Source organism: Streptomyces sp. NBC_00057, from assembly GCF_045041165.1.
GTDB lineage: Bacteria > Actinomycetota > Actinomycetes > Streptomycetales > Streptomycetaceae > Streptomyces.
In genome coordinates this window covers 5,154,270-5,178,428 of sequence record NZ_CP108256.1, presented here as the reverse complement: position 1 = coordinate 5,178,428, position 24,159 = coordinate 5,154,270, and the positions used below count along the sequence as shown (strand labels likewise).

Annotated in this window: 22 protein-coding genes and 2 pseudogenes; 13 read left to right on the top strand and 11 right to left on the bottom strand. The window is 69.8% G+C overall.

Going from position 1 to position 24,159, the window contains the following annotated elements; genetic code table 11:
* Nucleotides 1–178: 178 nt before the first annotated feature.
* From OG953_RS24350 to OG953_RS24340, 3 genes are all read right to left on the bottom strand, one after another.
* The gene (locus OG953_RS24350; protein WP_405686845.1) at nt 179–820 is read right to left on the bottom strand and encodes a TetR family transcriptional regulator; all 642 of its coding nucleotides are present in this window, start codon (nt 818–820) and stop codon (nt 179–181) included.
* Entirely contained in the window at nt 817–1,644 is an 828-nt protein-coding gene (locus OG953_RS24345; RefSeq protein WP_405686843.1) for a sugar phosphate isomerase/epimerase family protein, read from the bottom strand. The genes OG953_RS24350 and OG953_RS24345 overlap by 4 nt, the downstream gene beginning before the upstream one ends.
* A gap of 108 nt (nt 1,645–1,752) precedes the next feature.
* On the bottom strand, nt 1,753–2,694 hold the full coding sequence (locus OG953_RS24340) for a Ppx/GppA family phosphatase (RefSeq protein WP_405686842.1): 942 nt from the start codon (nt 2,692–2,694) through the stop codon (nt 1,753–1,755).
* A 40-nt stretch (nt 2,695–2,734) separates the two neighbouring features.
* Between OG953_RS24340 and OG953_RS24335 the strand changes: the two genes are divergently transcribed.
* The gene (locus tag OG953_RS24335) at nt 2,735–3,577 is read left to right on the top strand and encodes a hypothetical protein (protein ID WP_405686841.1); all 843 of its coding nucleotides are present in this window, start codon (nt 2,735–2,737) and stop codon (nt 3,575–3,577) included.
* A 98-nt stretch (nt 3,578–3,675) separates the two neighbouring features.
* Here the strand turns inward: OG953_RS24335 and OG953_RS24330 are convergent, their stop codons facing one another.
* Nucleotides 3,676–5,544 (bottom strand): BACON domain-containing protein, encoded by a 1,869-nt coding sequence (locus OG953_RS24330; RefSeq protein WP_405686839.1) that lies wholly within the window; start codon nt 5,542–5,544, stop codon nt 3,676–3,678.
* Between the two features lie 237 nt (nt 5,545–5,781).
* On the opposite strand from OG953_RS24330, the gene radA reads away from it, so the two are divergent.
* Together radA and disA are read left to right on the top strand one after the other, a co-directional pair.
* Nucleotides 5,782–7,194, top strand: coding sequence for a DNA repair protein RadA (gene radA / locus OG953_RS24325; RefSeq protein ID WP_266360532.1), 1,413 nt, complete (start codon nt 5,782–5,784; stop codon nt 7,192–7,194).
* Nucleotides 7,195–7,274: 80 nt separating this feature from the next.
* Nucleotides 7,275–8,399 carry a DNA integrity scanning diadenylate cyclase DisA gene (gene disA / locus OG953_RS24320; RefSeq protein WP_114245192.1) on the top strand — a complete coding sequence of 375 codons (1,125 nt, stop codon included), beginning with the start codon at nt 7,275–7,277 and terminating at the stop codon, nt 8,397–8,399.
* Nucleotides 8,400–8,506: 107 nt separating this feature from the next.
* Here the strand turns inward: disA and OG953_RS24315 are convergent, their stop codons facing one another.
* Complete coding sequence (locus OG953_RS24315) at nt 8,507–9,337, bottom strand: hypothetical protein (protein ID WP_405686836.1); 831 nt, start codon at nt 9,335–9,337, stop codon at nt 8,507–8,509.
* A gap of 173 nt (nt 9,338–9,510) precedes the next feature.
* Here OG953_RS24315 and OG953_RS24310 point away from each other — a divergent pair, with 173 nt between their 5' ends.
* The 6 genes from OG953_RS24310 (at nt 9,511) to cseC (ending at nt 14,847) form a co-directional block, all read left to right on the top strand.
* Nucleotides 9,511–10,155, top strand: a complete 645-nt coding sequence (locus OG953_RS24310; RefSeq protein ID WP_405686835.1) for a phosphatase PAP2 family protein — start codon at nt 9,511–9,513, stop codon at nt 10,153–10,155.
* 144 nt (nt 10,156–10,299) lie between these two features.
* On the top strand, nt 10,300–11,202 hold the full coding sequence (locus OG953_RS24305) for an A/G-specific adenine glycosylase (RefSeq protein WP_405686834.1): 903 nt from the start codon (nt 10,300–10,302) through the stop codon (nt 11,200–11,202).
* 175 nt (nt 11,203–11,377) lie between these two features.
* Nucleotides 11,378–12,028: a SigE family RNA polymerase sigma factor gene (locus OG953_RS24300; RefSeq protein ID WP_093894040.1), complete on the top strand. Its 651-nt coding sequence runs from the start codon at nt 11,378–11,380 to the stop codon at nt 12,026–12,028.
* Nucleotides 12,016–12,753, top strand: coding sequence for a hypothetical protein (locus OG953_RS24295; RefSeq protein WP_405686832.1), 738 nt, complete (start codon nt 12,016–12,018; stop codon nt 12,751–12,753). The genes OG953_RS24300 and OG953_RS24295 overlap by 13 nt, the downstream gene beginning before the upstream one ends.
* 10 nt (nt 12,754–12,763) lie before the next feature.
* Nucleotides 12,764–13,468: a two-component system response regulator CseB gene (cseB, locus tag OG953_RS24290; RefSeq protein WP_405686831.1), complete on the top strand. Its 705-nt coding sequence runs from the start codon at nt 12,764–12,766 to the stop codon at nt 13,466–13,468.
* Nucleotides 13,465–14,847, top strand: coding sequence for a two-component system sensor histidine kinase CseC (gene cseC / locus OG953_RS24285; RefSeq protein ID WP_405686830.1), 1,383 nt, complete (start codon nt 13,465–13,467; stop codon nt 14,845–14,847). Before cseB ends, cseC begins: the two co-directional genes overlap by 4 nt.
* Before the next feature lie 84 nt (nt 14,848–14,931).
* On the opposite strand, the gene OG953_RS24280 is transcribed toward cseC, so the two are convergent.
* Nucleotides 14,932–16,542 (bottom strand): MDR family MFS transporter, encoded by a 1,611-nt coding sequence (locus OG953_RS24280; RefSeq protein ID WP_405686828.1) that lies wholly within the window; start codon nt 16,540–16,542, stop codon nt 14,932–14,934.
* Nucleotides 16,543–16,666: 124 nt separating this feature from the next.
* Between OG953_RS24280 and OG953_RS24275 the strand changes: the two genes are divergently transcribed.
* Entirely contained in the window at nt 16,667–17,251 is a 585-nt protein-coding gene (locus tag OG953_RS24275; protein WP_405686826.1) for a TetR/AcrR family transcriptional regulator, read from the top strand.
* Nucleotides 17,252–17,287: 36 nt separating this feature from the next.
* Here OG953_RS24275 and OG953_RS24270 read toward each other — a convergent pair whose 3' ends face one another.
* The gene (locus OG953_RS24270) at nt 17,288–17,974 is read right to left on the bottom strand and encodes a M23 family metallopeptidase (protein ID WP_405686824.1); all 687 of its coding nucleotides are present in this window, start codon (nt 17,972–17,974) and stop codon (nt 17,288–17,290) included.
* Nucleotides 17,975–18,433: 459 nt separating this feature from the next.
* On the opposite strand from OG953_RS24270, the pseudogene OG953_RS24265 reads away from it, so the two are divergent.
* Together OG953_RS24265 and OG953_RS24260 are read left to right on the top strand one after the other, a co-directional pair.
* Nucleotides 18,434–18,795: pseudogene (locus tag OG953_RS24265) on the top strand (trypco2 family protein).
* Nucleotides 18,796–18,930: 135 nt separating this feature from the next.
* Nucleotides 18,931–19,279 (top strand): annotated as a pseudogene (locus OG953_RS24260) (ATP-binding protein); the annotation flags it as partial.
* A gap of 124 nt (nt 19,280–19,403) precedes the next feature.
* Here OG953_RS24260 and OG953_RS24255 read toward each other — a convergent pair.
* Together OG953_RS24255 and OG953_RS24250 are read right to left on the bottom strand one after the other, a co-directional pair.
* Complete coding sequence (locus OG953_RS24255; protein WP_405686822.1) at nt 19,404–19,532, bottom strand: hypothetical protein; 129 nt, start codon at nt 19,530–19,532, stop codon at nt 19,404–19,406.
* 94 nt (nt 19,533–19,626) lie between these two features.
* Nucleotides 19,627–22,155, bottom strand: coding sequence for an ATP-dependent Clp protease ATP-binding subunit (locus OG953_RS24250; RefSeq protein ID WP_093894034.1), 2,529 nt, complete (start codon nt 22,153–22,155; stop codon nt 19,627–19,629).
* Nucleotides 22,156–22,583: 428 nt separating this feature from the next.
* Between OG953_RS24250 and OG953_RS24245 the strand changes: the two genes are divergently transcribed.
* Nucleotides 22,584–23,192: an SCO3374 family protein gene (locus OG953_RS24245; RefSeq protein WP_405686820.1), complete on the top strand. Its 609-nt coding sequence runs from the start codon at nt 22,584–22,586 to the stop codon at nt 23,190–23,192.
* Here the strand turns inward: OG953_RS24245 and OG953_RS24240 are convergent.
* Nucleotides 23,171–23,506 (bottom strand): Lsr2 family protein, encoded by a 336-nt coding sequence (locus OG953_RS24240; RefSeq protein ID WP_093894032.1) that lies wholly within the window; start codon nt 23,504–23,506, stop codon nt 23,171–23,173. The two genes, OG953_RS24245 and OG953_RS24240, sit on opposite strands and share 22 nt — an antisense overlap.
* Nucleotides 23,507–23,650: 144 nt before the next feature.
* Nucleotides 23,651–24,154 (bottom strand): amino-acid N-acetyltransferase, encoded by a 504-nt coding sequence (locus tag OG953_RS24235; RefSeq protein WP_405686819.1) that lies wholly within the window; start codon nt 24,152–24,154, stop codon nt 23,651–23,653.
* Nucleotides 24,155–24,159 lie beyond the last annotated feature (5 nt).

Here is a 24,159-nt window from a genome sequence, read left to right as displayed (position 1 = left end):
TGGGTGGGCCGGGGATTGGGGGTGCGGTGGGGGTGCGGTGGGGGTGCACGGCGAGTGGACCGCTGCGCGGGGCTGGTCCCCTACCCGCCCCTTTCCGGAACCGGGGCTCTGCCCCGGACCCCGGCCTCAAGTGCCGGGGGGCTCGATGTAGCTGGGGGCAGCCGACGAGGCTGAAGTGTCAGGGTTCCGTCAGGTAGCGCTGCAGTGTCGGTGCGACCATCTCGATGATCTTCTCCGGGGGCGCCGAAGCAAGTGGTTCCGCCCGGATGACGTAGCGCAGCATCGCGATCCCGAGCATGTGCGAGGCAGCCAGTTCCGCGCGGAACGTCGCGTCCGGTACGTCCAGTGCCTCCGCGATGCGTTCCAGGAGGCGGCGCAGGACGAAGCCGCGGAGGACCTTCGCCGCCGCCTCGTGCGTCAGTGCGGACCGCATGATCGCCAGCAGGGGTGCCCTGGACGCCGGGTTCTCCCATACGGCGATGAAGTAGCGGGCCAGCCGCTCCCCCAAGCCGTCCGTGCCGCTGCCGAGGATGGCCGGGATCACCAGGGCCGGCTCGAAGGAGAGCTCGATGGCGGCCGCGAAGACCTCGTCCTTCGTGCCGAAGTAGTGGTGGACGAGGGCGGAGTCGACGCCTGCCGCCTTGGCGATGCCCCGGATCGACGTCTTGTCGTAGCCGCACTCCGCGAACTCGGTGCGGGCCGCCTCCAGGATGCGGGTGCGGGCGTCGGGGCCGGTGGTCTCGGCCGTACGGGAGGGGCGGCCGCGGCGCTTGGGGGCGGGACCGGTGGGATCGGTGGGGTCGGTGGGGCCACCGGTCATGGGCGTGGCGCCTCGGCCGAGGGCGACGCCAGGTGGAGCCGGGTGAAGGCCAGCGCCTCCGCCAGGTCGGCCTCGCGTTCGGCGGTGGACATGGCGCGCCGGGTGTTGACCTCGATGACGACATGGCCGTCGAAGCCGGTGCGGGCCAGGTGTTCCAGGAGTTCGGCGCAGGGCTGGTCGCCGCGGCCGGGCACCAGGTGCTCGTCCTTGTTGGAGCCCTTGCCGTCGGCGAGATGGATGTGGGCGAGCCGGTCGCCCATCCGGTCGACCATCGCCATGCCGTCCGTGCGGGCCGTCGCGGTGTGCGACAGGTCCACGGTGAAGTGGCGGTAGTCGTTGTTGGTGACGTCCCAGTCGGGGGCGTACGCCAGCATCTCGCGGTCCCGGTAGCGCCAGGGGTACATGTTCTCGACGGCGAACCGCACATCGGTCTCGTCCGCCATGCGCCAGATCCCGGTGACGAAGTCGCGCGCGTAGTTGCGCTGCCAACGGAACGGCGGGTGGACGACGACGGTCGTCGCCCCGAGCTTCTCGGCGGCGGCACGGGCCCGCTGGAGCTTCACCCACGGATCGGTGGACCAGACGCGCTGCGTGATCAGCAGACAGGGCGCGTGGACGGCCAGGATCGGCATCCGGTGGTAGTCCGAGAGCCGTCGCAGCGCCTCGATGTCCTGGCTGACGGGGTCGGTCCACACCATGATCTCGACACCGTCGTAACCAAGACGCGCGGCGATCTCGAAGGCCGTCGCCGTCGACTCCGGATAGACCGAAGCCGTCGACAGGGCGACCTTCGCATCCGGGATGCGCACCACTGGTTCTGCCACTGGGACAGCGTACGGGCAGTGTGACGCCGCGCCGAGAGACCCGGGCGGGAAGTGAGGAGGGCCATGGCGGGCATCCGGCCGCCCCGGCGGTGCTCAGCTCGGCGCGGCCTACTCCGTCGGCTCCGTCGGCATGTGGTCCAGACGGCGCAGGATGACGCCCTCACGCAGCGCCCAGGGGCAGATCTCCAGCTCTTCGACCCCGAACAGATCCATGGCCCCCTCCGCCACCAGCGCCCCGGCCAGCAGCTGCGCGGCCCGGCCCTCGGAGACCCCGGGCAGGGTGCCGCGCTGCTCGACTGTCATCGCGGCCAGCTTCGGCACCCACTCCTCCAGCGCCTTGCGGGTGAGGGCGCGCTGCACGTACAGGCCGTCGGTGGAACGTGCGGCACCCGCGATCCTGGCGAGCTGCTTGAACGTCTTGGAGGTGCCGACGACATGGTCCGGGCGCCCGAGGCGGGTGAATTCCCCGACGCTCCGGGCGATCCTGGCCCGCACATGGCGGCGCAGCGCCTTCACCTCCGCCGGGTCCGGCGGATCGCCCGGCAGCCACCCGGCGGTGAGCCGGCCGGCCCCGAGCGGCAGCGACACCGCGGCGTCCGGCTCCTCGTCCATGCCGTACGCGATCTCCAGCGAGCCGCCCCCGATGTCCAGGACCAGCAGCCGCCCCGCCGACCAGCCGAACCAGCGGCGCGCGGCGAGGAAGGTGAGCCGGGCCTCCTCCGCACCGCTGAGGACGGCGAGGTCGATGCCCGTCTCTTCCCGCACCCGGGCCATCACCTGGTCGGCGTTGCTCGCCTCCCGTACCGCGGACGTGGCGAACGGCAGAACGTCCTCGCACCCCTTGTCCTCGGCGGCCTGGAGCGCATCGGTGATCGTCGCCACGAGCCTGTCCACACCGTCGGGGCCGATCGCCCCGTCCCCGTCGAGAAGTTCGGCCAGGCGCAGCTCCGCCTTGTGTGAGTGCGCGGGCAGGGGGCGGGCACCGGGGTGCGCGTCCACCACCAGCAGATGCACCGTGTTCGAACCCACGTCGAGGACTCCGAGTCTCATACCAGGAACGCTACCGGGACCGCGGACTTACTCTTGGCGCGTGCCAAAGACGAAAAAGGCGAAGCCGGGCAAAACCACGAAGAAGCAGAAAACGAAGCAGGAGATGCAGCAGCAGGAAGTGAACGGGCCGAACCGGTCCGAAGACGAGACGGGGATCGACTTCGCACGCGCCTGGGTCGAGTTCCCGGACCCCGCGGACGACGAACAGATCTTCCGCTGTGACCTGACCTGGCTGACGTCCAGGTGGACCTGCATCTTCGGCAGTGGCTGCCAGGGCATCCAGGCGGGCCGCGCGGACGACGGATGCTGCACGCTTGGCGCGCACTTCTCGGACGAGGACGACGAGAAGCGGGTGGCGAGCCATGTCGAACGGCTGACCCCTGATCTGTGGCAGTTCCACGAGGTCGGTACGGAGACGGGCTGGGTCGAGGTCGACGACGACGGGGAACGCCAGACGCGGCGCTGGAAGGGTTCGTGCATCTTCCAGAACCGTCCCGGGTTCGCGGCCGGCGCGGGCTGCTCGCTGCACATCCTGGCGCTGCGTGAGGGCAAGGAGCCCCTGGAGACCAAGCCGGACGTCTGCTGGCAGCTGCCGATCCGGCGTACGTACGACTGGATCGACCGGCCTGACGACACGCGCGTGCTCCAGGTCTCGATCGGCGAGTACGACCGCAGGGGCTGGGGTCCGGGCGGCCACGATCTGCACTGGTGGTGCACATCGGCGACTTCGGCGCACGGGGCCGGGGAGCCGGTGTACGTGTCGTACCGCCCGGAACTCATCGAGCTGATGGGCAAGAAGGGGTACGACCGGCTGGTCGAGCTGTGCGAGGAGCGCCTGTCCTCGCTGCTGCCGATGGCGCCGCACCCGGCGGATCCGGCGTGACGGCTGAGGCGTAGCAACTGGGGCGTGGCGGCTGAGGTGCCTTCCGGTGGCTCGGCCGGTCACGTCGCGCGGGCTGCCGCAGCCGCGGACGGACTGTTTCAGCCCATCGGTGTCGTGGCGCCCGTACCCGGGGCGGTCGGGGTCGTGGAGTCGGACGGGTCCGGGGACGGCGTCGGATCGGTCGGGGACGGATCCGTCGGGTCGGGGGTCGGGTCGGTCGGCTGTGAGGACGGGGGCGGATCCGACGGTACGGACGGGCCCGAGGGGGTGGAGGGGTCGGCCGTACCCGGGTGGCCGGGGCCGCCGGGTGACGGTGCCGTCGCCCCGTGTCCCCGGATCGCCACGACCGAACCGGAAGGGGAGAGGGCGATGCGTGCGCTCCAGGAACCGGCGGGTTCCCGCAGGTGGTCCACGAGGACGCGGATCGTGATGCTCGCGCCTGCGGCGAGCGTGCCCGAGGAGCTGCTGAGGCGCAGCCAGGACGCATCCGCGCGGGCCGACCAGGCGACGGGTGCGTCGCCCGAGGCGGTCAGGCGGATGAGTGTCGTGCCGCCGGACGAGCGGGCCTCGACGGCGAGCCCGCCGATGCCGCCCCGCACCGGACCCGAGCTGATCACCTCGGCCGAGACGTCCGGGGTGTGGCCGTCCTTGAAGCGGGCGCCGGGCTGGGGACGGGCATTGCCCGCGTTCTCGTAGTGGCCGTCCTGGGTGCCGTCGAGGTCGTGGCGGACGTCCGTCTCGGTCGCGGTGACCGAGGAGCCGTCGTGGCCCTCGCCGGTCTGCGGCGCGCCGCGGTAGGCCGTCCACAGCGCGATCACCGGGGCGGCGACGACCGTCGCCACCACCGTCGTCGTCACGACCCTGGCCCGCAGCCGGTCCCGGCGAGCGGCGTGGTCCTTCGGGTCCATGGGGAAGCCCGCCCGGTCGAAACGCGGGCCGGCGGACCGGTTCCGCTGGGCGTGGACCATCGCGACGTATGCGGAGGGCCGTGGCGCCTCGACGACCGGCAGCGCGGCAGCCGGGGTGACGGCCGCGCCCGGCCAGGGGCCCTCGGCGCCGGCCCGCTCGGCGGCGCGGCGGCAGCGGGGGCAGTCGTCGACATGACGGACGAGTTCGCAGCGCAGGGTCGCGGAGAGCAGGACGCGGTGGTCGCCGGTGAGCCGGGCGACGGTGAGGCAGTTGCCGCTCTCGACGACGGCGAGGGCTGCGCGGGTGCGTTCCACCTCGCAGGCCGCGGCGGCCAGGAGCTCGCGGGCGGTCGCCGGTTCGAGGCCCAGGACGGAGGCGACGGCGCGCGGGGCGAGGCGGTGGCGCACGGCGAGTTCGAGCGCTTCGCGCTGTTCGGGGGTGGTACCTGCGGCTTCCGGCCAGGCCAGCTGAGCGAGTTCACGGCGGTGCGCCTCGGCGGCGGCTTCGGATTCGGGGGCGTTGCCCGCGGGGCCGCCGCCCGGCGTGAACGGGGCGGCCTCAGTGGCCTTCGCGACGACGGCCGGGGACGTACGGCGACCCGCGCGCGCCCCCTGGGTGACCGTCCCGCCCGGCTGCTTGCCCGGAGGTCCTCCCCCCGCCCGCTTCGCCTCGCGCTGCGTCTCCTGCTCGGCCGACCGTCTTCCCGACAGCTTCCCGGCATTGTGGCGGTGCGCCTGACGGCCCTGTTTCTGCTCGGCGAGCTTGCGCAGACACGTCCATCTGGCCAGTGCATACAGCCAGGATTTACGTTCCTCCTCGCCCGCCGGGCACCGGCCGTCCTGCCGTTCCGCGATCGCGAGCACACCGCCGAGCGCCTCGGTGGCGGCATCGTGGTCGCAGAGCACGGAGAGGCAGTAGGTGAACAGGCCATCGAGATGCGGTTCGTAACGTGCAGGCGGCCGCCGCGGCGAAGGCTGCGCCGAAGAGTGGGGCGCACGGCGCCGCGCCCGGTGTGCGCCGGTGGTGTGCGTGGGGGGCTCCAGCCTGCTGCTCGTCACCTGGCGACCGTAGGCAGCACAGAGCATGCCCTCAGCGCCCCTGCGGCACATTTAATCCTTACGGGTGAACGTATCGCTCAAAGGGGGACAGGGATCCCCGGTCCAGGAGACGGAATCCCTTATTTCTCCGGAGCGCCGGGCCGATCCGGGGCCACTGACGGGCGCGCGCCCGCGCCGGGGCGGTGTCGGCGGACCGCGCCCGGCGGCATTGTCGGACCCCACCTATACGGTTGCGCCATGGCTGCCCGTACGAAATCCGCGAAGGACCGGCCGTCCTACCGCTGCACCGAATGCGGCTGGACGACCGCCAAATGGCTCGGCCGCTGCCCCGAATGCCAGGCATGGGGGACGGTCGAGGAGTTCGGCGGCGCCCCCGCCGTGCGGACCACCGCGGCCGGCCGGGTCAGCACCGCCGCACTCCCCATCGGCCAGGTCGACAGCCGGCAGGCCACCGCCCGGTCGACCGGTGTCGGCGAGCTGGACCGGGTGCTCGGCGGCGGTCTCGTGCCGGGTGCCGTCGTGCTGCTCGCGGGCGAGCCGGGCGTCGGGAAGTCGACGCTGCTGCTGGACGTGGCCGCGAAGGCGGCGAGCGACGACCACCGCACGCTCTATGTCACCGCCGAGGAGTCCGCGAGCCAGGTCCGCCTGCGCGCCGACCGGATCCGGGCGATCAACGACCATCTGTATCTCGCCGCGGAGACCGACCTGTCCGCGGTCCTCGGCCATCTGGACGCCGTCAAACCGTCGCTTCTCATCCTCGACTCCGTACAGACGGTCGCCTCGCCCGAGATCGACGGGGCGCCCGGCGGCATGGCACAGGTCCGGGAGGTCGCCGGTGCCCTCATCCGGGCCTCCAAGGAACGCGGTATGTCCACGCTGCTGGTCGGCCATGTCACCAAGGACGGGGCGATCGCCGGGCCGCGGCTGCTGGAGCATCTCGTCGATGTGGTGCTGTCCTTCGAGGGCGACCGCCATGCCCGCCTGCGGCTCGTACGGGGCGTCAAGAACAGGTACGGCGCGACCGACGAGGTCGGCTGCTTCGAGCTGCACGACGAGGGAATCACCGGCCTCGCCGACCCGTCCGGGCTGTTCCTCACCCGCCGCGACGAACCCGTGCCCGGCACCTGCCTGACCGTCACCCTGGAGGGCAAGCGGCCGCTCGTCGCCGAGGTGCAGGCGCTGACGGTCGATTCCCAGATCCCTTCGCCCCGGCGCACCACCTCGGGTCTGGAGACGTCCCGGGTGTCGATGATGCTGGCCGTTCTGGAGCAGCGCGGCCGGATCAGCTCGCTCGGCAAGCGGGACATCTACAGCGCGACGGTCGGCGGTGTGAAGCTCTCCGAGCCCGCCGCGGACCTCGCGGTCGCGCTGGCGCTGGCCAGTGCCGCGAGTGACACACCACTCCCCAAGAACCTGGTGGCGATCGGCGAAGTAGGTCTCGCGGGCGAGGTCAGAAGGGTTACGGGAGTCCAGCGCAGGCTGGCCGAGGCGTACCGTCTTGGCTTCACGCACGCGCTGGTTCCGACCGACCCGGGGAAGGTCCCGGCCGGTATGAAGGTCACGGAAGTCGCCAACATGGGTGATGCACTGAGAGTGCTCCCGCGCCGGTCTCACGCACAGGCCCCACAGGAGGAGAACGCGCGCCGGTAGACTTTGCCCTGGTCTCGCCCGTCCGTACGAACGGTATGAGGGACGTAAGGGCACCGCAAACCTGTGACCGGAGGAGTGCAGTGGCAGCCAGCGACCGGGCAGCATCGCCCGGAAAGTCCGGCCAAGGCACCGGTAACGAGGCGCTGATGCGCGCCTCGTTGACCGCCGTCGCGCCCGGAATGGCCCTGCGGGACGGCCTGGAGCGCATCCTCCGTGGCAACACCGGCGGGCTGATCGTCCTGGGCATGGACAGAACCGTCGAGTCGATGTGCACCGGCGGATTCGTGCTGGACGTGGAATTCACCGCGACGCGTCTGCGCGAGCTGGCCAAGCTCGACGGGGCACTGATCCTCGACAAGGACATGACCAAGATCCTGCGGGCCGGTGTGCAGCTGGTCCCGGACGCCTCCATCCCCACCGAGGAGACCGGCACCCGCCACCGCACGGCGGACCGGGTCTCCAAGCAGTGCAACTTCCCGGTCGTCTCGGTCTCGCAGTCGATGCACCTCATCGCGCTGTACGTGGACGGGGAGCGCCGGGTCCTGGAGGAGTCCGCCGCGATCCTCTCCCGCGCCAATCAGGCACTCGCCACCCTGGAGCGGTACAAGCTCCGGCTCGACGAGGTCGCGGGCACCCTCTCGGCTCTGGAGATCGAGGACCTGGTGACGGTCCGGGATGTGACGGCCGTCGCACAGCGGCTGGAGATGGTCCGCCGGATCGCGACCGAGATCGCGGAGTACGTGGTGGAGCTGGGCACCGACGGCCGACTCCTCTCGCTCCAGCTCGACGAGTTGATCGCGGGCGTCGAGCCGGAGCGAGAGCTGGTCGTGCGCGACTATGTGCCGGAGCCGACCGCGAAGCGGTCCCGTACGGTCGCCGAAGCACTGACCGAACTCGACGCGCTCTCCCACACGGAACTGCTCGAACTCCCCGTCGTGGCACGGGCACTGGGGTACAGCGGCTCGCCGGAGACGCTGGATTCGGCGGTCTCGCCGCGCGGCTTCCGGCTGCTGGCGAAGGTGCCGCGGCTGCCCGGGGCGATCATCGACCGGCTGGTGGAGCACTTCGGCGGCCTGCAGAAGCTCCTTGCCGCCAGCGTGGACGACCTCCAGACGGTGGACGGGGTCGGCGAGGCGCGTGCAAGGAGCGTGCGCGAGGGGCTGTCGCGACTGGCCGAGTCGTCGATTCTCGAGCGGTACGTGTAGCGGTACGCGCAGCAGACACAGGCGGTGTCGGGGCCCGGGAGGCCGGGCCCCGAAGTATTTTCCCGGGCCCGCTCCCATGGGTTCCCAGCCTTTTCCCAGCCCTTTTCTCAGTCCTTCGCGAGTACGAACGAGGCGCGCTGCACCGGTTCGCCCGGCGCCTTCGCCTCGACCAGGTACGTACCGGGCCCCGCGGTTTCCGCGAGCGGCGTCGCACACTGCGGGGCGCTCTTCTTGCGGTCCCACTCCACGGTGTGGACGATGGTCGAGCCCGCCGGGACCTTCAGCAGCAGGCTGCCCGCGTTGCGCGGGCAGTCCTTGGAGGACCACACCTGGCTGTCGTCGCCACCGGCCTCGGTGATGGTGAGTACCGCGCTCTTCGGCCCGAAGTCGGCCTTGCAGGTGGTGGACGAGGTGTTCTTGGCGATCAACCGGAACTTCGGCTTCTCGCCGGGGCTGTAGCTGAGTTCGGTGCTCAGGCTCAACTGCACTGCGTCGGCGGCGCAGTCGGGGAGCGAGGAGTCTGCCGGGACCTGCTGTCCGGTCGTCGCGCCGATTCCGCTCGCGCCGCCGGCTCCGGTGTCCGATCCGCTGCCGGTGTCCGTGCCGCCGTCACCGTTACCGCCGTCGCTCGCGCCACCGTCGGAGCCCGCGCCCGTACCGCTGTCGTCTCCGCCGCCGCTGCCCGAGTCGCCCGACTCGTCGCGCCCGCCCGGCTGTTGGCTGATGGCCGGACCCGACGGGGAGGGGCCGGGAGTGATGGAGCGTGCGGGACCCGATCCGCCGGGCCGGGAGTCGTCCGTGTTCCTCTTGCCGCCACCGGAGGTGACGGCCCACACGATCAGCAACGCGAGCAGCGCAACCAGCGTCGCCGCTACGGCCCTCCGTCGCCAGTAGATGGTGGAGGGAAGCGGCCCGATCGGATTACGCAAAGATCCCACGGCGCAAACTGTACGAGAGATCGGCGCCAACTCCCGCCCCACCCGCCGCCCGGCCCTGAAGTTTTGCGGATCATCATCTCGGGACGCTCTGCTCCAGCCCCGTACTTCCGCCGAGTTGGGCCCCGTGGATCGCCCAAGGTGACCACCCGGTTTTGTTGACTACCCTCTGTCACATGGATAGTTCATCTACTGCCCCGCTCTACCGGGACATCACCGACTTCGCGCATGACATGCCGTCATGGGTGCAACACCTGGCCGAGATATGGACGGAGCTCGGACTCCTGGTCTTCGGCGTCCTGTTCATCACCGGGTGGTGGCGTGCCCGACGGGCGGACGACGGCGCCCTGGCGCTGGCGGTGCTCGCACCCATTGCGACGGCCTTCGCCTATGTGGGCAGCGAGGTGCTCAAGTCGATGGTGGACGAGGAACGCCCGTGCCGGGCGGTCGTCGGGGCGGCGGCCTCGCTGGTGCCGTGTCCGCCGACGGGCGACTGGTCGTTCCCCAGCAACCACTCCGCGATCGCCGGCGCGGCCGCCGTCGCCCTGGCGATCGCCCGGCCCCGGCTGGCCTGGCTCACCGTGCCGCTGGCCCTGCTGATGGCCTTCTCGCGGGTCTTCGTCGGGGTGCACTATCCGCATGACGTGGCGGTCGGTCTGCTGCTGGGTGCGGTGGTGGCCGCCGTGGCGGTCGCTGTGCTGTACCGGCCGGCACGGTCGCTCGTCCGGACGGTGCGGGGCAGCGGGGCGCCCCTGGCCGTCTGGGCATCGGGCCCGGGGGCGGCGGCCGGCCGGTCCAGGCGGCGGGGCAAACGGCACTGACGGCCCGGGGGGAGTCTCCTTGGGCCGGTTGCCGGATATCGCGGGACAGACGGGTGGCAATATCACCCCAAGGGCCCTAAGGAGGAGCGACACCACCGTGCGCGGAGCCATCGTCTGCGCTTCCGTGTCAGGATCGGCGATGCGATGACTGCCATGACTGCGACACAGACGCCCCCCGCCTCCCTCCACGCTCCCGTCATCGGGTGGTTCGAACAGCACGCCCGCGATCTGCCCTGGCGCCGCCCCGAAGCGGGCGCCTGGGGTGTGATGGTGAGCGAGTTCATGCTGCAGCAGACCCCCGTCAGCCGGGTCCTCCCGGTGTACGAACAGTGGCTGGCCCGCTGGCCGCGCCCGGCCGATCTGGCCGCCGAGCCGCCCGGTGAGGCGGTCCGCGCCTGGGGCCGGCTCGGCTACCCCCGCCGGGCGCTCCGCCTGCACGGGGCCGCGCAGGCAATAACTGAACGGCACGGCGGCGACGTACCGAGCGAGCACGGTCAGCTGCTCGCACTGCCCGGGATCGGTGAGTACACCGCGGCGGCCGTGGCCTCGTTCGCGTACGGACAGCGGCATGCCGTACTCGACACGAACGTCCGCCGGGTGTTCGCCCGGGCCGCGACCGGCATCCAGTACCCGCCGAACGCGACCACCGCCGCCGAACGCAAGCTCGCCCGGGCCCTGCTCCCCGAGGAGGACGAGCGGGCCGCCCGCTGGGCCGCCGCGACTATGGAGCTCGGTGCCCTCATCTGCACCGCCAAGAACGAGGACTGCACACGGTGTCCGATCGCCGGGCAGTGCGCCTGGCGGCTGGCCGGGAAGCCCGCCCACCAGGGGCCCCCGCGGCGCGGTCAGACCTACGCCGGCACGGACCGGCAGGTGCGCGGACGGCTGCTCGCCGTGCTGCGCGAGGCCGTGGCACCGGTGCCGCAGTCGGCACTGGACGCGGTGTGGGACGAACCGGTGCAGCGAGCCCGGGCGCTGGACGGCCTGGTCGCGGACGGCCTGGTCGAGCCGCTGGCCGGCGGCCAGTACCGGCTGCCGCTGAGCTGAAGGTCCCTGCCGCCCTCTCCCCCGCTGTTACACAACCGATGGACAGCCGTGCGTCAGCGTATGGCTGCTCCGCACAGCCCCGTGACAACAGCTCCGTAGCGTCAGCGACGTCAGCCCGGCCGATCGATGGCTGACGGCGGTTCTACGGGGATCTACGGGGACGGAGGCGGTTGGAATGGCGCAGGGCGAGGTGCTCGAATTCGAGGAGTACGTACGCACTCGGCAGGAGGCACTGCTGCGCAGTGCACGCCGACTGGTCCCCGACCCCGTGGATGCGCAGGACCTGCTGCAGACCGCCCTGGTCCGTACGTACGGCCGCTGGGACGGCATCGCCGACAAGTCCCTCGCCGACGCGTATCTGCGCCGCGTCATGATCAACACCCGTACCGAGTGGTGGCGGGCCCGCAAGCTGGACGAGGTTCCCACCGAGCAGCTGCCCGACGCCAGCGTCGATGACGGCACCGAGCAGCGCGCCGACCGCGCCCTGCTGATGGATGTGCTGGGCGTACTGGCTCCCAAGCAGCGCAGCGTCGTCGTGCTGCGACACTGGGAGCAGATGAGTACGGAGGAGACGGCTGCGGCGCTCGGCATGTCGGCCGGTACGGTGAAGAGCACGCTGCACCGTGCGCTGGCGCGACTGCGCCAGGAGCTGGAGAGCCGTGAGGCAGCGAGCAGGGAGGCCCGGCTCCGGGAGGAGCGGGGCCTGACGGCGGCCGACCGTGCTCCGGCCGTCGGCGCTCCGGTGCGTGCGCGGGCAACGGCGCAGGTACGGGCGCAGGCGGGCAGGCGTATGGACGAACGGGGGCGGGAGCGGTGCGCGGCCTGACAGCCAGCGGTAACGGCGACGGGGACCGTGGCGGCGGAAGAGACGGCGGTGGCCGCTGGACCACCGGCAGTCGTGGCCGTGTCCTGACCGGCTGGGCGGCGAGCACCACGACCCTGGTCGGGCTCGCCGCTTTCGGGTTGCTCGCCGTCGGCTGCTCCACCGGCGGTACCGGCACCCGGGACGAGGGTCCGGCAGGCACCCAGTCGGTCGCTCAGGTCACGCCGAGCGCCGATCCGACGTCCACGGCGAAGCCCACGCCCCGGATCGATCCCGTGGCGCTGCTCAAGCGGGACACCAAGGTCAGCGAGCGGGTCAGGACGGATCTGAAGCCCTGCAGCGGCTCCGAGTACCCGGTGGACACCTCGTACGGCACCATGACCGGGGGCCCCTCGGCCGACGTCGTGGTGAACGTGATGACCTGCGGCGATTCGGTGGGCGTCGGAACCTACGTGTACCGCCAGCGGGGCAACGGCACGTACGCGAACGTGTTCGCCATCGAGCAGCCCGCGGTGTACGGCACCATCGACCGCGGTGATCTGGTGGTGACGGCCCAGGTGTACGAGAAGAAGGACTCGGTCGCGTACCCCTCCGGCGAGGAAGTGATCACCTACCGCTGGGCGGACAACCGGTTCAGCGAGCACGACCGGGTGCACAACGACTTCAACCGAGCCGTCGGCGATGGGGAAGCCGGTCTTCCGGAATCCGCCGGACCGGCGGGGAACTGAGAGCAGTCCGATGGCCGAGACCCACGTCCTGTTCGTCGAGGACGACGACGTCATCCGCGAGGCCACCCAGCTGGCGCTGGAGCGCGACGGCTTCGCGGTCACCGCGATGCCCGACGGACTGTCGGGTCTCGATGCGTTCCGGGCCGACCGTCCCGACATCGCCCTGCTCGATGTGATGGTGCCGGGGCTCGACGGGGTCAGCCTCTGCCGTCGTATCCGCGACGAGTCGACGGTCCCGGTGATCATGCTGTCGGCCCGGGCCGACTCGATCGATGTGGTGCTCGGCCTGGAGGCCGGCGCCGACGACTACGTCACCAAGCCCTTCGACGGGGCGGTCCTGGTCGCCCGGATCCGTGCCGTGCTGCGCCGCTTCGGTCATGCGTCGGGCGGGCAGCCGGGCAACGGGGAACCGGAGTCGCAGCCCGTCGGCGGGGTGCTGGTCTTCGGCGATCTGGAGATCGACACCGAGGGCATGGAGGTCCGCCGGGGCGGCCGGCAGGTGGCGCTGACCCCGACCGAGATGCGGCTGCTGCTGGAGTTCTCCGCCGCGCCCGGCACGGTGCTCTCCCGCGACAAGCTCCTGGAGCGGGTCTGGGACTACGGGTGGGGCGGTGACACCCGGGTCGTGGATGTCCATGTGCAGCGGCTGCGCACAAAGATCGGCCAGGACCGTATCGAGACGGTCCGCGGCTTCGGCTACAAACTCCGGCCATGAAGCGGTTCGCCCTGCGGACAGGTGTCCGCTGGAAGATCAGCATCGCGATCGCGGCGGTCGGCGCGCTGACCGCGGTCGCGCTCAGCTTCGTCGTCCACAACGCCGCCCGGGTCTCGATGCTGGAGAACGCGCGCGAGGTCCAGCTGGAGCGGCTGACGTACGCACAGCTGCTGTACGAGGCGAAGAAGACGCAGAAGGCCGATCCCCGGTTCGGAGCCAAGCTCAACGACCCGACGATGCCGCGCAGCCTGCGCGCGGAGACCAACAGGAACCGGCGCGCCACGCATGTCGAGGAGACCAGGAACGGGGTGCCCGATGTATGGGCGGCCGTGCCGGTCGGCAACGGCGATGTGCTCTCGCTTCACACCCGTTTCGCCGACCGCAGCGCCACGATCATGGGCGATCTCGACCGGGCGCTGATCATCGGCTCGGTCTCGGTGGTGTTCGGCGGCTGCGCGCTGGGCGTGCTGATCGGTGGGCAGCTGTCGCGCCGGCTGCGCAAGGCGGCGGCCGCGGCGGGCAGGGTCGCGCAGGGCAATACGGATGTACGTGTCAGGGAGGCCGTCGGCGGTGTCGTCCAGGACGAGACCGATGAGCTGGCCCGCGCGGTGGACGCGCTGACGGACGCGCTGAACGAACGCATCGAGGCGGAGCGCCGGGTCACCGCGGACATCGCGCACGAGCTGCGTACCCCGGTGACCGGTCTGCTGACGGCGGCCGAGCTGCTGCCGCCGGGCCGCCCCACCGAGCTCGTACGGGACCGGGCGCAGGCGATGCGCACCCTGGTCGAGGATGTGCTGGAGGTGGCTCGGCTGGACAGTGCGTCGGAGCGGGCCGAGCTGCAGGAGATCGCGCTGGGCGAGTTCGTCAGCCGGCGGATCGCGCTGCTGGACCCGGATGTGCGGGTGCAGGTCGTCCACGAGTCCTGGGTCAGCACCGATCCGCGCCGGCTGGAGCGGATCCTCGGCAATCTGCTGGGGAACGCCGCCAAGCACGGTGCCACTCCGGTGGAGGTCACGGTCGAGGGCCGGGTGGTGCGGATCCGCGATCACGGTTCCGGGTTCCCGGCGGCGCTGCTGCGTGAGGGCCCGAGCCGGTTCCGTACCGGAAGCAGCGACCGGGCCGGACACGGGCACGGCCTGGGGCTGACGATCGCGGCCGGTCAGGCGCGGGTCCTCGGGGCCCGGCTGACCTTCCGCAACGCGGCGCCGGAAGGGGCGGCGAACGGCGCGGGCGGGGCGATCGCCGTGCTGTGGCTGCCCGAGCACGCACCGACGAACACCGGCAGCTTCCCGATCCTGCGCCTGTCCGAACAGCGCACGCCGAACAGCGGCGACGGGCAGAGCGCGGAGTCCGGCCGCAGGCAGTCCGGCGGCTGAACCGGATACGGAAGGAGGCTCCCGGGGCGCGCGCCGGGAGCCTCCTCGTACACGGCTCGTGCACCGCTCGTGCGGCGCGACGGATCAGACGGCCTCGGGCTGCTTGGGGCCGGCGACCGCAGCCGGCTCCTGCGCACTGTCCGACGACACGGTTTCTGGGCCCGCTCCCCGCAGCGGGACCTCCTTGACGAACACCGACGCGAGCAGGGCGATCACTCCGACCGAGGCGCCCACCAGGAACGCGATGTGGGTGCCGGACGACACCGCGAACTGGTACGCCTCACGCATCTCGTCCGGCAGCTTAGCCAGGCTCGCCGCGTCCAGCTGCGCGGACTTCGCCGTGGCTCCCCCGCCGCCACGGGCCGCCATCTCGTCCTGCACCCGCCCGGTGAACAGCGCACCCATGATCGCGACACCGAAGGAGCTGCCGAGCGTACGGAAGAGGGTGGTCGCGGAGGAGGCGACTCCCATGTCCTTCATCTCGACGCTGTTCTGCGCGACGAGCATGGTGATCTGCATCAGGAAGCCCATGCCCGCACCGAGCACCGCCATGTAGATGCCCGAGGTGAACCGCGTGGTGCCGGTGTCCATCTGCGAGAGCAGGAACAGGCCGGTCACCATCAGGACCGAGCCCACCACGGGGAAGATCTTGTACTTGCCGGTGCTGGTGGTGACCCGTCCCGCGATCAGCGAGACGACCATCATCGACAGCAGCATCGGCAGGAGCAGCAGACCCGAGTTGGTCGCCGACGCGCCCTGGACGGACTGCTGGAACAGCGGCAGGAAGAGCACCGCACCGAACATCACGAAGCCCGACATGAAGCCGACGACGGACATCAGGGTGAAGTTGCGGTTGCGGAAGATGTGGAGCGGAATGATCGGTTCTGCAGCCTTCGTCTCGACGAAGAGGAAGCCGACGAGCGAGGCGACACCGATCGCCATGAGCTCCATGATCACAGCGGAGTTCCAGTCGTACTCCGAACCGCCCCAGGTGGTGACCAGCACGATCGCGGTGATGCCGAGGGTCAGCAGACCCGCGCCGAGGTAGTCGACCTTCGCCTTGGTGCGCTCCCGCTTGGGCAGATGAAGCACGGCGGTGACCATGACGAGGGCGACCGCGCCCAGCGGCAGGTTGATGTAGAAGCTCCAGCGCCAGCCGAGGTGGTCGGTTATGGTGCCGCCGACCAGCGGTCCGCCGATCATGGCGATCGCCATCACACCGGCCATCATCCCCTGGTACTTGCCTCGCTCGCGGGGCGGCACCAGGTCGCCGATGATCGCCATGACGCCGACCATCAGGCCGCCCGCGCCGAGTCCCTGGACCGCCCGGAAGCCGATCAGCTGACCCATGTCCTGGGCCATTCCGCTCAGTACCGAGCCGATCAGGAAGAGCACGATGGACGTGAGGAAGATGCCCTTGCGCCCGTACATGTCGCCGAGCTTGCCCCAGATGGGGGTGGAGGCCGCGGTGGCCAGGGTGTACGCGGTGACGACCCAGGACAGATGCTCCAGGCCGCCGAGATCACCGACGATGGTCGGCATGGCGGTGCCGACGATCAGGTTGTCCAGCATGGCGAGCAGCATCGTGATCATCAGGGCGAGCATCACCACCTGGACGCTGCGCTGCCGCTTCTCGGGTTTCTCGGCAGGCTGGTCATCCGCCTTTCCGTCCGCCGCCTTCTTCAGGTCCGACATGGTCCCCACTTCCCCTGATCCCCTGTGCGTGGCGGGCACTTACTTGCCGCCCGGCTAGTTGACTACACTGGGGAAAGTAGACCCGTAACTAGCCGGGCGTCAAGTAAGTATCGAGGAGAGCGCCATGGGCAGCACACCGCAGCCGCGCCGGGGCAACACGCGCCAGCGCATTCAGGACGTCGCCCTGGAACTCTTCGCCGAACAGGGCTACGAGAAGACCTCGCTGCGTGAAATCTCCGAACGGCTGGATGTCACCAAGGCCGCGCTGTATTACCACTTCAAGACCAAGGAAGACATCCTGGCCAGCATCTTCGACGACCTGAACCGGCCGGTCGAGGAGCTGATCGAGTGGGGCAGGGGCCAGCCCCACAGCCTGGAGACGAAGAAGGAGATCCTGCGCCGCTACAGCGACGCGCTGGCCGCCGCCGCCCCGCTCTTCCGGTTCATGCAGGAGAACCAGGCGACCGTGCGGGAGCTCAGCATCGGGAAGACCATCAAGGACCGTGTCGTCGGTCTGGTCGATCTGATCAAGGAACCTGATGCTCCGCTGACCGACCAGGTGCGCTGCTTCACCGCGCTCTTCACGATGCACGCGGGCATGTTCGCCCTCAAGGACTTCGAAGGCGACCCCGAGGAGAAGCGCAAGGCCGTCCTCGAAGTCGCCTTCGATCTGGTCACCCGGGCGCACAGCCCGGGGTCCGTCGAGTAGGGCCGGACAAGCCCTGAGGGGTGCGTCCCGGTCGGGTCAGACCATGACGCCTTCCTTGTGCAGGAACGAGACCGGGTTGATCGCGGAACCGTAGTTCGGCGTGGTCCGGATCTCGAAGTGCACGTGCGGGCCGCTGGAGTTTCCGGTGTTGCCGGAGAGGGCGATCTTCTCGCCCGTCTTCACGGTCTGGCCGATGTGCACATCGATCCGCGACAGGTGGGCGTACTGCGAGTACACGCCGTTGCCGTGGCTGATCACGATGGCATTGCCGTACGCGGGGCCGTCACCGCCGCCGTTCGGACCGGCCTTCACGACGGTGCCACTGTGCGCGGCCCCCACTTTGGTGCCGATCGGCACGGCGAAGTCCTGGCCGGAGTGCTTGTGGGCCCAGCGGGCGCCGTCATTGCCGAAGCTCGCGCTCAGCACGTAGTGACGCACCGGGGTCTCCCAGGCGGCAGCCTTCTTCACGGCCGCCGCCTTGACCGCCGCCCGTTCGGCCTTGGCCGCCTTGGCCGCTTTGCCCTGCACGGCCGCCTGCTTGGCGACCGACTCGGCCGCACTGGTGTTGATCAGGTTCGCGGCGTCGGGGGCACCCGCCGTGCCGGCCGCAAACGCAGCGCCCACACCGAGAACCATCGACGTCCCCAGACCGGCTGCCACGACGGCGCCACGGACACGGGACAGGGACGGGCGACGGGAGTGGAACGAAATGCGCTTCGACATAAGCGGAGAACCTCCGGAGATGACTGGACCCGACGCTTCCGCCGGGCTGGTCATCCCTTGGTAACCCGCACCCCCACCAATGCCCAAACACCCCATCTACGAACAAAAGCCGTAGCCGAGGCCTTGGGAATTCACGGGCACAGGTTTCGCGCACCCCGTTTCCGGACTCATCGAAACTCTTGTTCCGGACAGGTTTAACCCCAGCTCCAAACCGCCCTAATCGGACTAAACATAGCGATTCGGGCTTCTCTCCTTCCGTACCCGAAAACCCCTCTCCACCCAGGGGCAAAGGCCCCCGCCGCGATCACGGCATCTGCCTCTATCGCCCCTAGTAGGCCCCGAACGGACTGTGCGCCTTGTCACGGCCGGCGGGTCCTGAGGCCGTCCGATTCGGGACCTTCGGCCTGCAACCTGACTACGCTGACACGGCGACCAGCTCAGCTCCCTGGGGGACAGGCCATGGCCAGTGACGCCGCAGGCACCAGCGACATGGACGGTATCGAGCGCGCCGACGCCGTCGAGTCGATCCGCAACCAGCTCATCGACGCCGCGGGCCGCGCCACCGGCCGCCCCGTGGCCTTCGAGGTCGGCGACATCCAGATGGAGTTCACCCTCGAACTCCGCAAGGAGATCAAGGGCGGCGCCAAGGTGAAGGCCCGGGTGGTCGACGCCGGCGCCGATGCGTCCCGTACGACGGGCCGCACCCACAAGGTCGCGTTCACCCTGAACCGCGCGATGCCACGACCGGCGAGCCCTATCGGATCGGCCACCAGGACGAGGGCAGCACGGCGCACTTCGGCCGCGGGGCGGCGCAGCCATGAGCAGTACGCCGCCCACGGCTCCCGTGTCGCCGACGGCGCGTACGGTCGTCGTCCTCGGCTCCGGGGCCGTCCAGGGCAGCGGCGCCCTGCTCACCGACCGTCTCGTACTGACCTGCGCCCATATGGTGAAGGGAGGCATATCTGAGTCTGGAGGCCCAGCGAAACCCCACAGGACCGGCTTCGCAGGTTCTCCGGTCACCCGAGCGGATCGACGCGCTGCTCTCCGACCGCCCCGGGTACTGCTGCGGGACGACGCGGGCGCCGGGAAGACCACGCTGCTGTGGTGGCCGGCCGCACATGCCTCGGCCCGCACGCTGGGCCCACAGCTGGCCGAGCTCAACGGCCTGGTGCCGTTCGTCGTCCCGCTGCGCACCCTGCGCGCCCAGGGCGGCACCTTCCCGGCTCCACGCAGTTGCCCTCCGCGGCGCGGCCGGTGATCGACGAGGCCCCGGAGGGCTGGGCCGGCCGGGTCCTGGAGTCCGGCCCCCTCCGTCGAGGGCCTGATACTTCGTGCCGGCTCCGGTTCGGCCGCAGGGCTCGGGCAGATCCCCCGGATCTTCCCCTCACTCAGGACGTTTCTGTTCACCCCGCCCCTGCAGGACTCTGCCTCAGCAGCCAGGGGCGGAGAGATCGACCTCTCCCCGCTCGAAGTCCTGCCCGGCCTCCAAGTCACCGTCATCGGCAATCACGAACTGACCGGCGGCGAAGGACTCGATGTGCGCCACTGACGACAGCACCGCAGGCACGGCGGCGCGGCAAAAGGGGCTGCCCCGGACCGTTCTCACGGTTCCGGGGCAGCCCCTTCAGGTGCTCAGGCGCTCGGGGGCGTCCTTACACGTCCTTCGACATGTTCGGGCCCGCGCCGCCCGCCGCCTGCTCGATCGGGGGAACGTCCGGCAGAGCCGACTTCTCCTCGCCGCGGAAGGTGAACTTCTTCTCCTCACCCTCGCCCTCGGTGCCGACGACCACGATGTGACCGGGGCGCAGCTCACCGAAGAGGATCTTCTCGGAGAGGATGTCCTCGATCTCGCGCTGGATCGTCCGGCGCAGCGGCCGGGCGCCCATCACGGGGTCGTAGCCCTTCTTCGCCAGGAGCGACTTGGCTTCCGAGCTCAGCTCGATGCCCATGTCGCGGTCCTTCAGGCGCTCGTCCACCTTGGCCAGCATGAGGTCGACGATCTGGATGATGTCTTCTTCGGTGAGCTGGTGGAAGACGACCGTGTCGTCGACACGGTTGAGGAACTCGGGGCGGAAGTGCTGCTTGAGCTCTTCGTTGACCTTGTTCTTCATTCGCTCGTAGCCGGTCTTGACGTCGCCCTGGGCTGCGAAGCCCAGGTTGAAGCCCTTGGAGATGTCCCGGGTCCCGAGGTTGGTCGTCATGATGATGACCGTGTTCTTGAAGTCCACGACCCGGCCCTGGGAGTCGGTCAGGCGACCGTCTTCCAGAATCTGGAGCAGGGAATTGAAGATATCGGGGTGAGCCTTCTCGACCTCGTCGAAGAGGACGACGGAGAACGGCTTGCGGCGCACCTTCTCGGTGAGCTGGCCACCCTCTTCGTAACCCACGTAGCCGGGGGGAGAACCGAAGAGGCGGGAAACCGTGTGCTTCTCGCTGAACTCCGACATGTCGAGGGCGATCAGCGCGTCCTCGTCGCCGAAGAGGAATTCGGCGAGCGTCTTGGAGAGCTCCGTCTTACCGACACCGGACGGGCCGGCGAAGATGAACGAGCCACCGGGGCGCTTCGGGTCCTTCAGACCGGCTCGCGTACGACGGATCGCCTGCGAGAGGGCCTTGATGGCGTCCTTCTGGCCGATGACGCGCTTGTGGAGCTCGTCCTCCATGCGCAGCAGACGGGAGGACTCCTCCTCCGTCAGCTTGAAGACCGGAATGCCGGTCGCGGTGGCCAGGACTTCGGCGATCAGCTCGCCGTCGACCTCGGCCACGACGTCCATGTCGCCGGCCTTCCACTCCTTCTCGCGCTTGGTCTTCGCGGCGAGAAGCTGCTTCTCCTTGTCGCGCAGGGACGCGGCCTTCTCGAAGTCCTGCGAGTCGATCGCGGACTCCTTGTCGCGGCGGACGCCCGCGATCTTCTCGTCGAACTCGCGGAGGTCCGGCGGCGCGGTCATCCGGCGGATGCGCATCCGGGAACCGGCCTCGTCGATCAGGTCGATCGCCTTGTCCGGCAGGAAGCGGTCCGAGATGTACCGGTCAGCCAGCGTCGCGGCCTGGACCAGCGCCTCGTCCGTGATGGAGACGCGGTGGTGGGCCTCGTAGCGGTCGCGCAGACCCTTGAGGATCTCGATGGTGTGCGGCAGCGACGGCTCCGCTACCTGGATGGGCTGGAAGCGGCGCTCGAGAGCGGCGTCCTTCTCCAGGTGCTTACGGTACTCGTCGAGCGTCGTGGCGCCGATGGTCTGCAGCTCGCCGCGGGCCAGCATGGGCTTGAGGATGCTGGCGGCGTCGATCGCGCCCTCGGCGGCGCCCGCACCCACCAGGGTGTGGAGCTCGTCGATGAACAGGATGATGTCGCCGCGGGTGCGGATCTCCTTGAGGACCTTCTTCAGGCGCTCCTCGAAGTCACCGCGGTAGCGGGAGCCGGCGACCAGCGCACCGAGGTCGAGGGTGTAGAGGTGCTTGTCCTTGAGGGTCTCGGGCACCTCGCCCTTGACGATGGCCTGCGCCAGTCCTTCGACGACCGCCGTCTTGCCGACGCCGGGCTCGCCGATGAGAACCGGGTTGTTCTTGGTACGGCGGGACAGCACCTGCATGACCCGCTCGATCTCCTTCTCGCGCCCGATGACCGGGTCGAGCTTGGATTCGCGAGCGGCCTGGGTGAGATTCCGGCCGAACTGGTCGAGCACCAGGGACGTGGAGGGCGTGCCTTCCGCGGGGCCGCCCGCTGTTGCCGCCTCCTTGCCGCCCGAGTAGCCGGAGAGCAGCTGGATGACCTGCTGCCGCACCCGGTTCAGGTCGGCGCCCAGCTTCACGAGGACCTGGGCTGCGACACCCTCGCCCTCGCGGATCAGGCCGAGCAGGATGTGCTCGGTGCCGATGTAGTTGTGGCCGAGCTGGAGGGCCTCGCGGAGCGACAGCTCCAGGACCTTCTTGGCCCGGGGCGTGAAGGGGATGTGCCCGGACGGGGCCTGCTGGCCCTGGCCGATGATCTCCTCCACCTGCTGGCGGACCGCCTCGAGCGAAATCCCGAGGCTCTCCAGGGCCTTAGCGGCGACACCCTCACCCTCATGGATAAGGCCCAGGAGGATGTGCTCGGTGCCGATGTAGTTGTGGTTGAGCATCCGGGCTTCTTCCTGAGCCAGGACGACAACCCGCCGCGCGCGGTCGGTGAACCTCTCGAACATCGTTAATCGCTCCTCAGAGCGGTCAGGCAGTAAGGGGTCGGTCCCCTCCCTGTCCTTCCGCAGCTTAGTCCCGCAAGCGGGGACCGCTCATTCCAACTGCCGACACCGTCCTTGGCCTCCTGCCCCGAACGCCGACATCTGCTCCAACCCGATGGTGCGAGACGATGTTCCCGCAGGCCAGGCAGATACCCCTTTCACCAGTACGCCGATGGCGAACGTGAGATGCCCGAGCCTGCGTGTCGCCCCTCCCCACTAGGGATGTCTTACCCGCAATTACAGACAGTCCATGCGGCGCACGCCGGTTCCCTCCGCTACGGGCGAACATCTTCGCGCTCCCGAATACGTCTCTACGCCCCCATCTCGGACACACTGGGCACTCGACTGCAGACCCTGCGTAACCCCTGGGGTGACTCGGCCGTTCTCCTGACATGGCCATCACCGCCCCATCCACCCTGCCGTCGCTCGCCGACGAGCAGGAGGGCCACGCCGAGTGCGCACGGTGGGCGCAGTGGTACGAGCGCGAGCTCGGCTGGGCAACGGAGGGCACCACACCGGTGCGGTTGCTGACCGGGCTGCGGTTCGACGTCCTGGAGGTGCCTGCGGCCGCCGGCCATGCGGCGCTGCGGCGGGTGGGCCGCACCGGACCTGTGGCGCTGGCGGGCTCGCGGATGAGCCTGCTGGTGACAGCCGGAAGCGCCGACGAACTGCCCGGGCTGCTCGACTGGCTGGAGTGGGGCGGGGTCGCCCTCTCGCTGACCGCCATCGGTACGGGCGGTCGGATCACTGCGCCGACGCCGCCCGGTCGGGTGGCGGGCCGGTCGGGGGCCGCCGTATGGCTGCGGCCCCCCGGGCTGCGGCACGAGGGAGAGCCGGAGCTCCCGGCCCTCGTCGGCCTCGGGAGCAGGGGTGGGGATGCTCCCGATCTCGTACGGCTCGTGGACGCGGTGGCGACGGAATGCCACCGGGTCCGGTTGATGCGCGCCCGAACGGGGCGGTCGACCGATGAGTCGACAGCTCAGCCGTTGGCCTTCTCGTAAGCCTCACGGATCTCCGCGGGAACACGGCCGCGGTCATTCACATTGTGGCCGTTCTCGCGCGCCCACTTACGGATCTCCGCGGTGTCCTTGTTGCCACCCGTAACGGCACGGCCCTTGCCACGGCCGGCCGCTGCACGGCCACCCGTACGCCGGCCACCCTTGGTGTACGGCTCAAGAAGACCACGGAGCTTGTCCGCGTTGCTCGTGGTGAGGTCAATCTCGTACGTCTTGCCATCCAGAGCGAACGTGACTGTCTCGTCCGCCTCGCCACCGTCGAGGTCATCGACAAGAAGGACCTGAACCTTCTGTGCCACCAGATTTCCTTTCATCGAAAATGCAGTACGCGGAAAGGAAACCGCTTTTCCCCGGAAAACACAAACCCCCGGGAGAGGTTCAGGATCCCGAGAAGACGGGAAACATGTGCGATTCGGACATAGGGCTACGGCTTCTTGCGGCAGTCACAGGTGCAGAAGCATCCGACTGTTGCCCAAGGTGTTCGGCTTCACTCGTTCGAGACCCAGGAACTCTGCTACACCCTCGTCATAGGAACGCAGCAGCTCGCTGTAGACATCTCCGTCGACCGGTGTCTCTCCGATCTCCACGAAGCCGTGCTTCGCGAAGAAGTCGACTTCGAAGGTGAGGCAGAAAACCCGCCGTACGCCCAGCCAACGGGCGGTCTGCAACAACTTGTCCAGCACTTGATGCCCGACTCCCGCACCCCTGATGCTGTGATCGACCGCGAGAGTGCGCACTTCGGCGAGGTCTTCCCACATCACATGCAGCGCACCGCAGCCGATGACCCGGGCGTCCTCGTCGCGTTCTGCGATCCAGAACTCCTGGATGTCCTCGTAAAGCGTCACCGTGGCTTTGTCGAGCAGGATGCCTTCGCGTACGTACCCGTCGAGGAGACGGCGGACCGATGCCACATCGCTGGTCCTGGCACGGCGGACTGTGATGGCCATGTTTA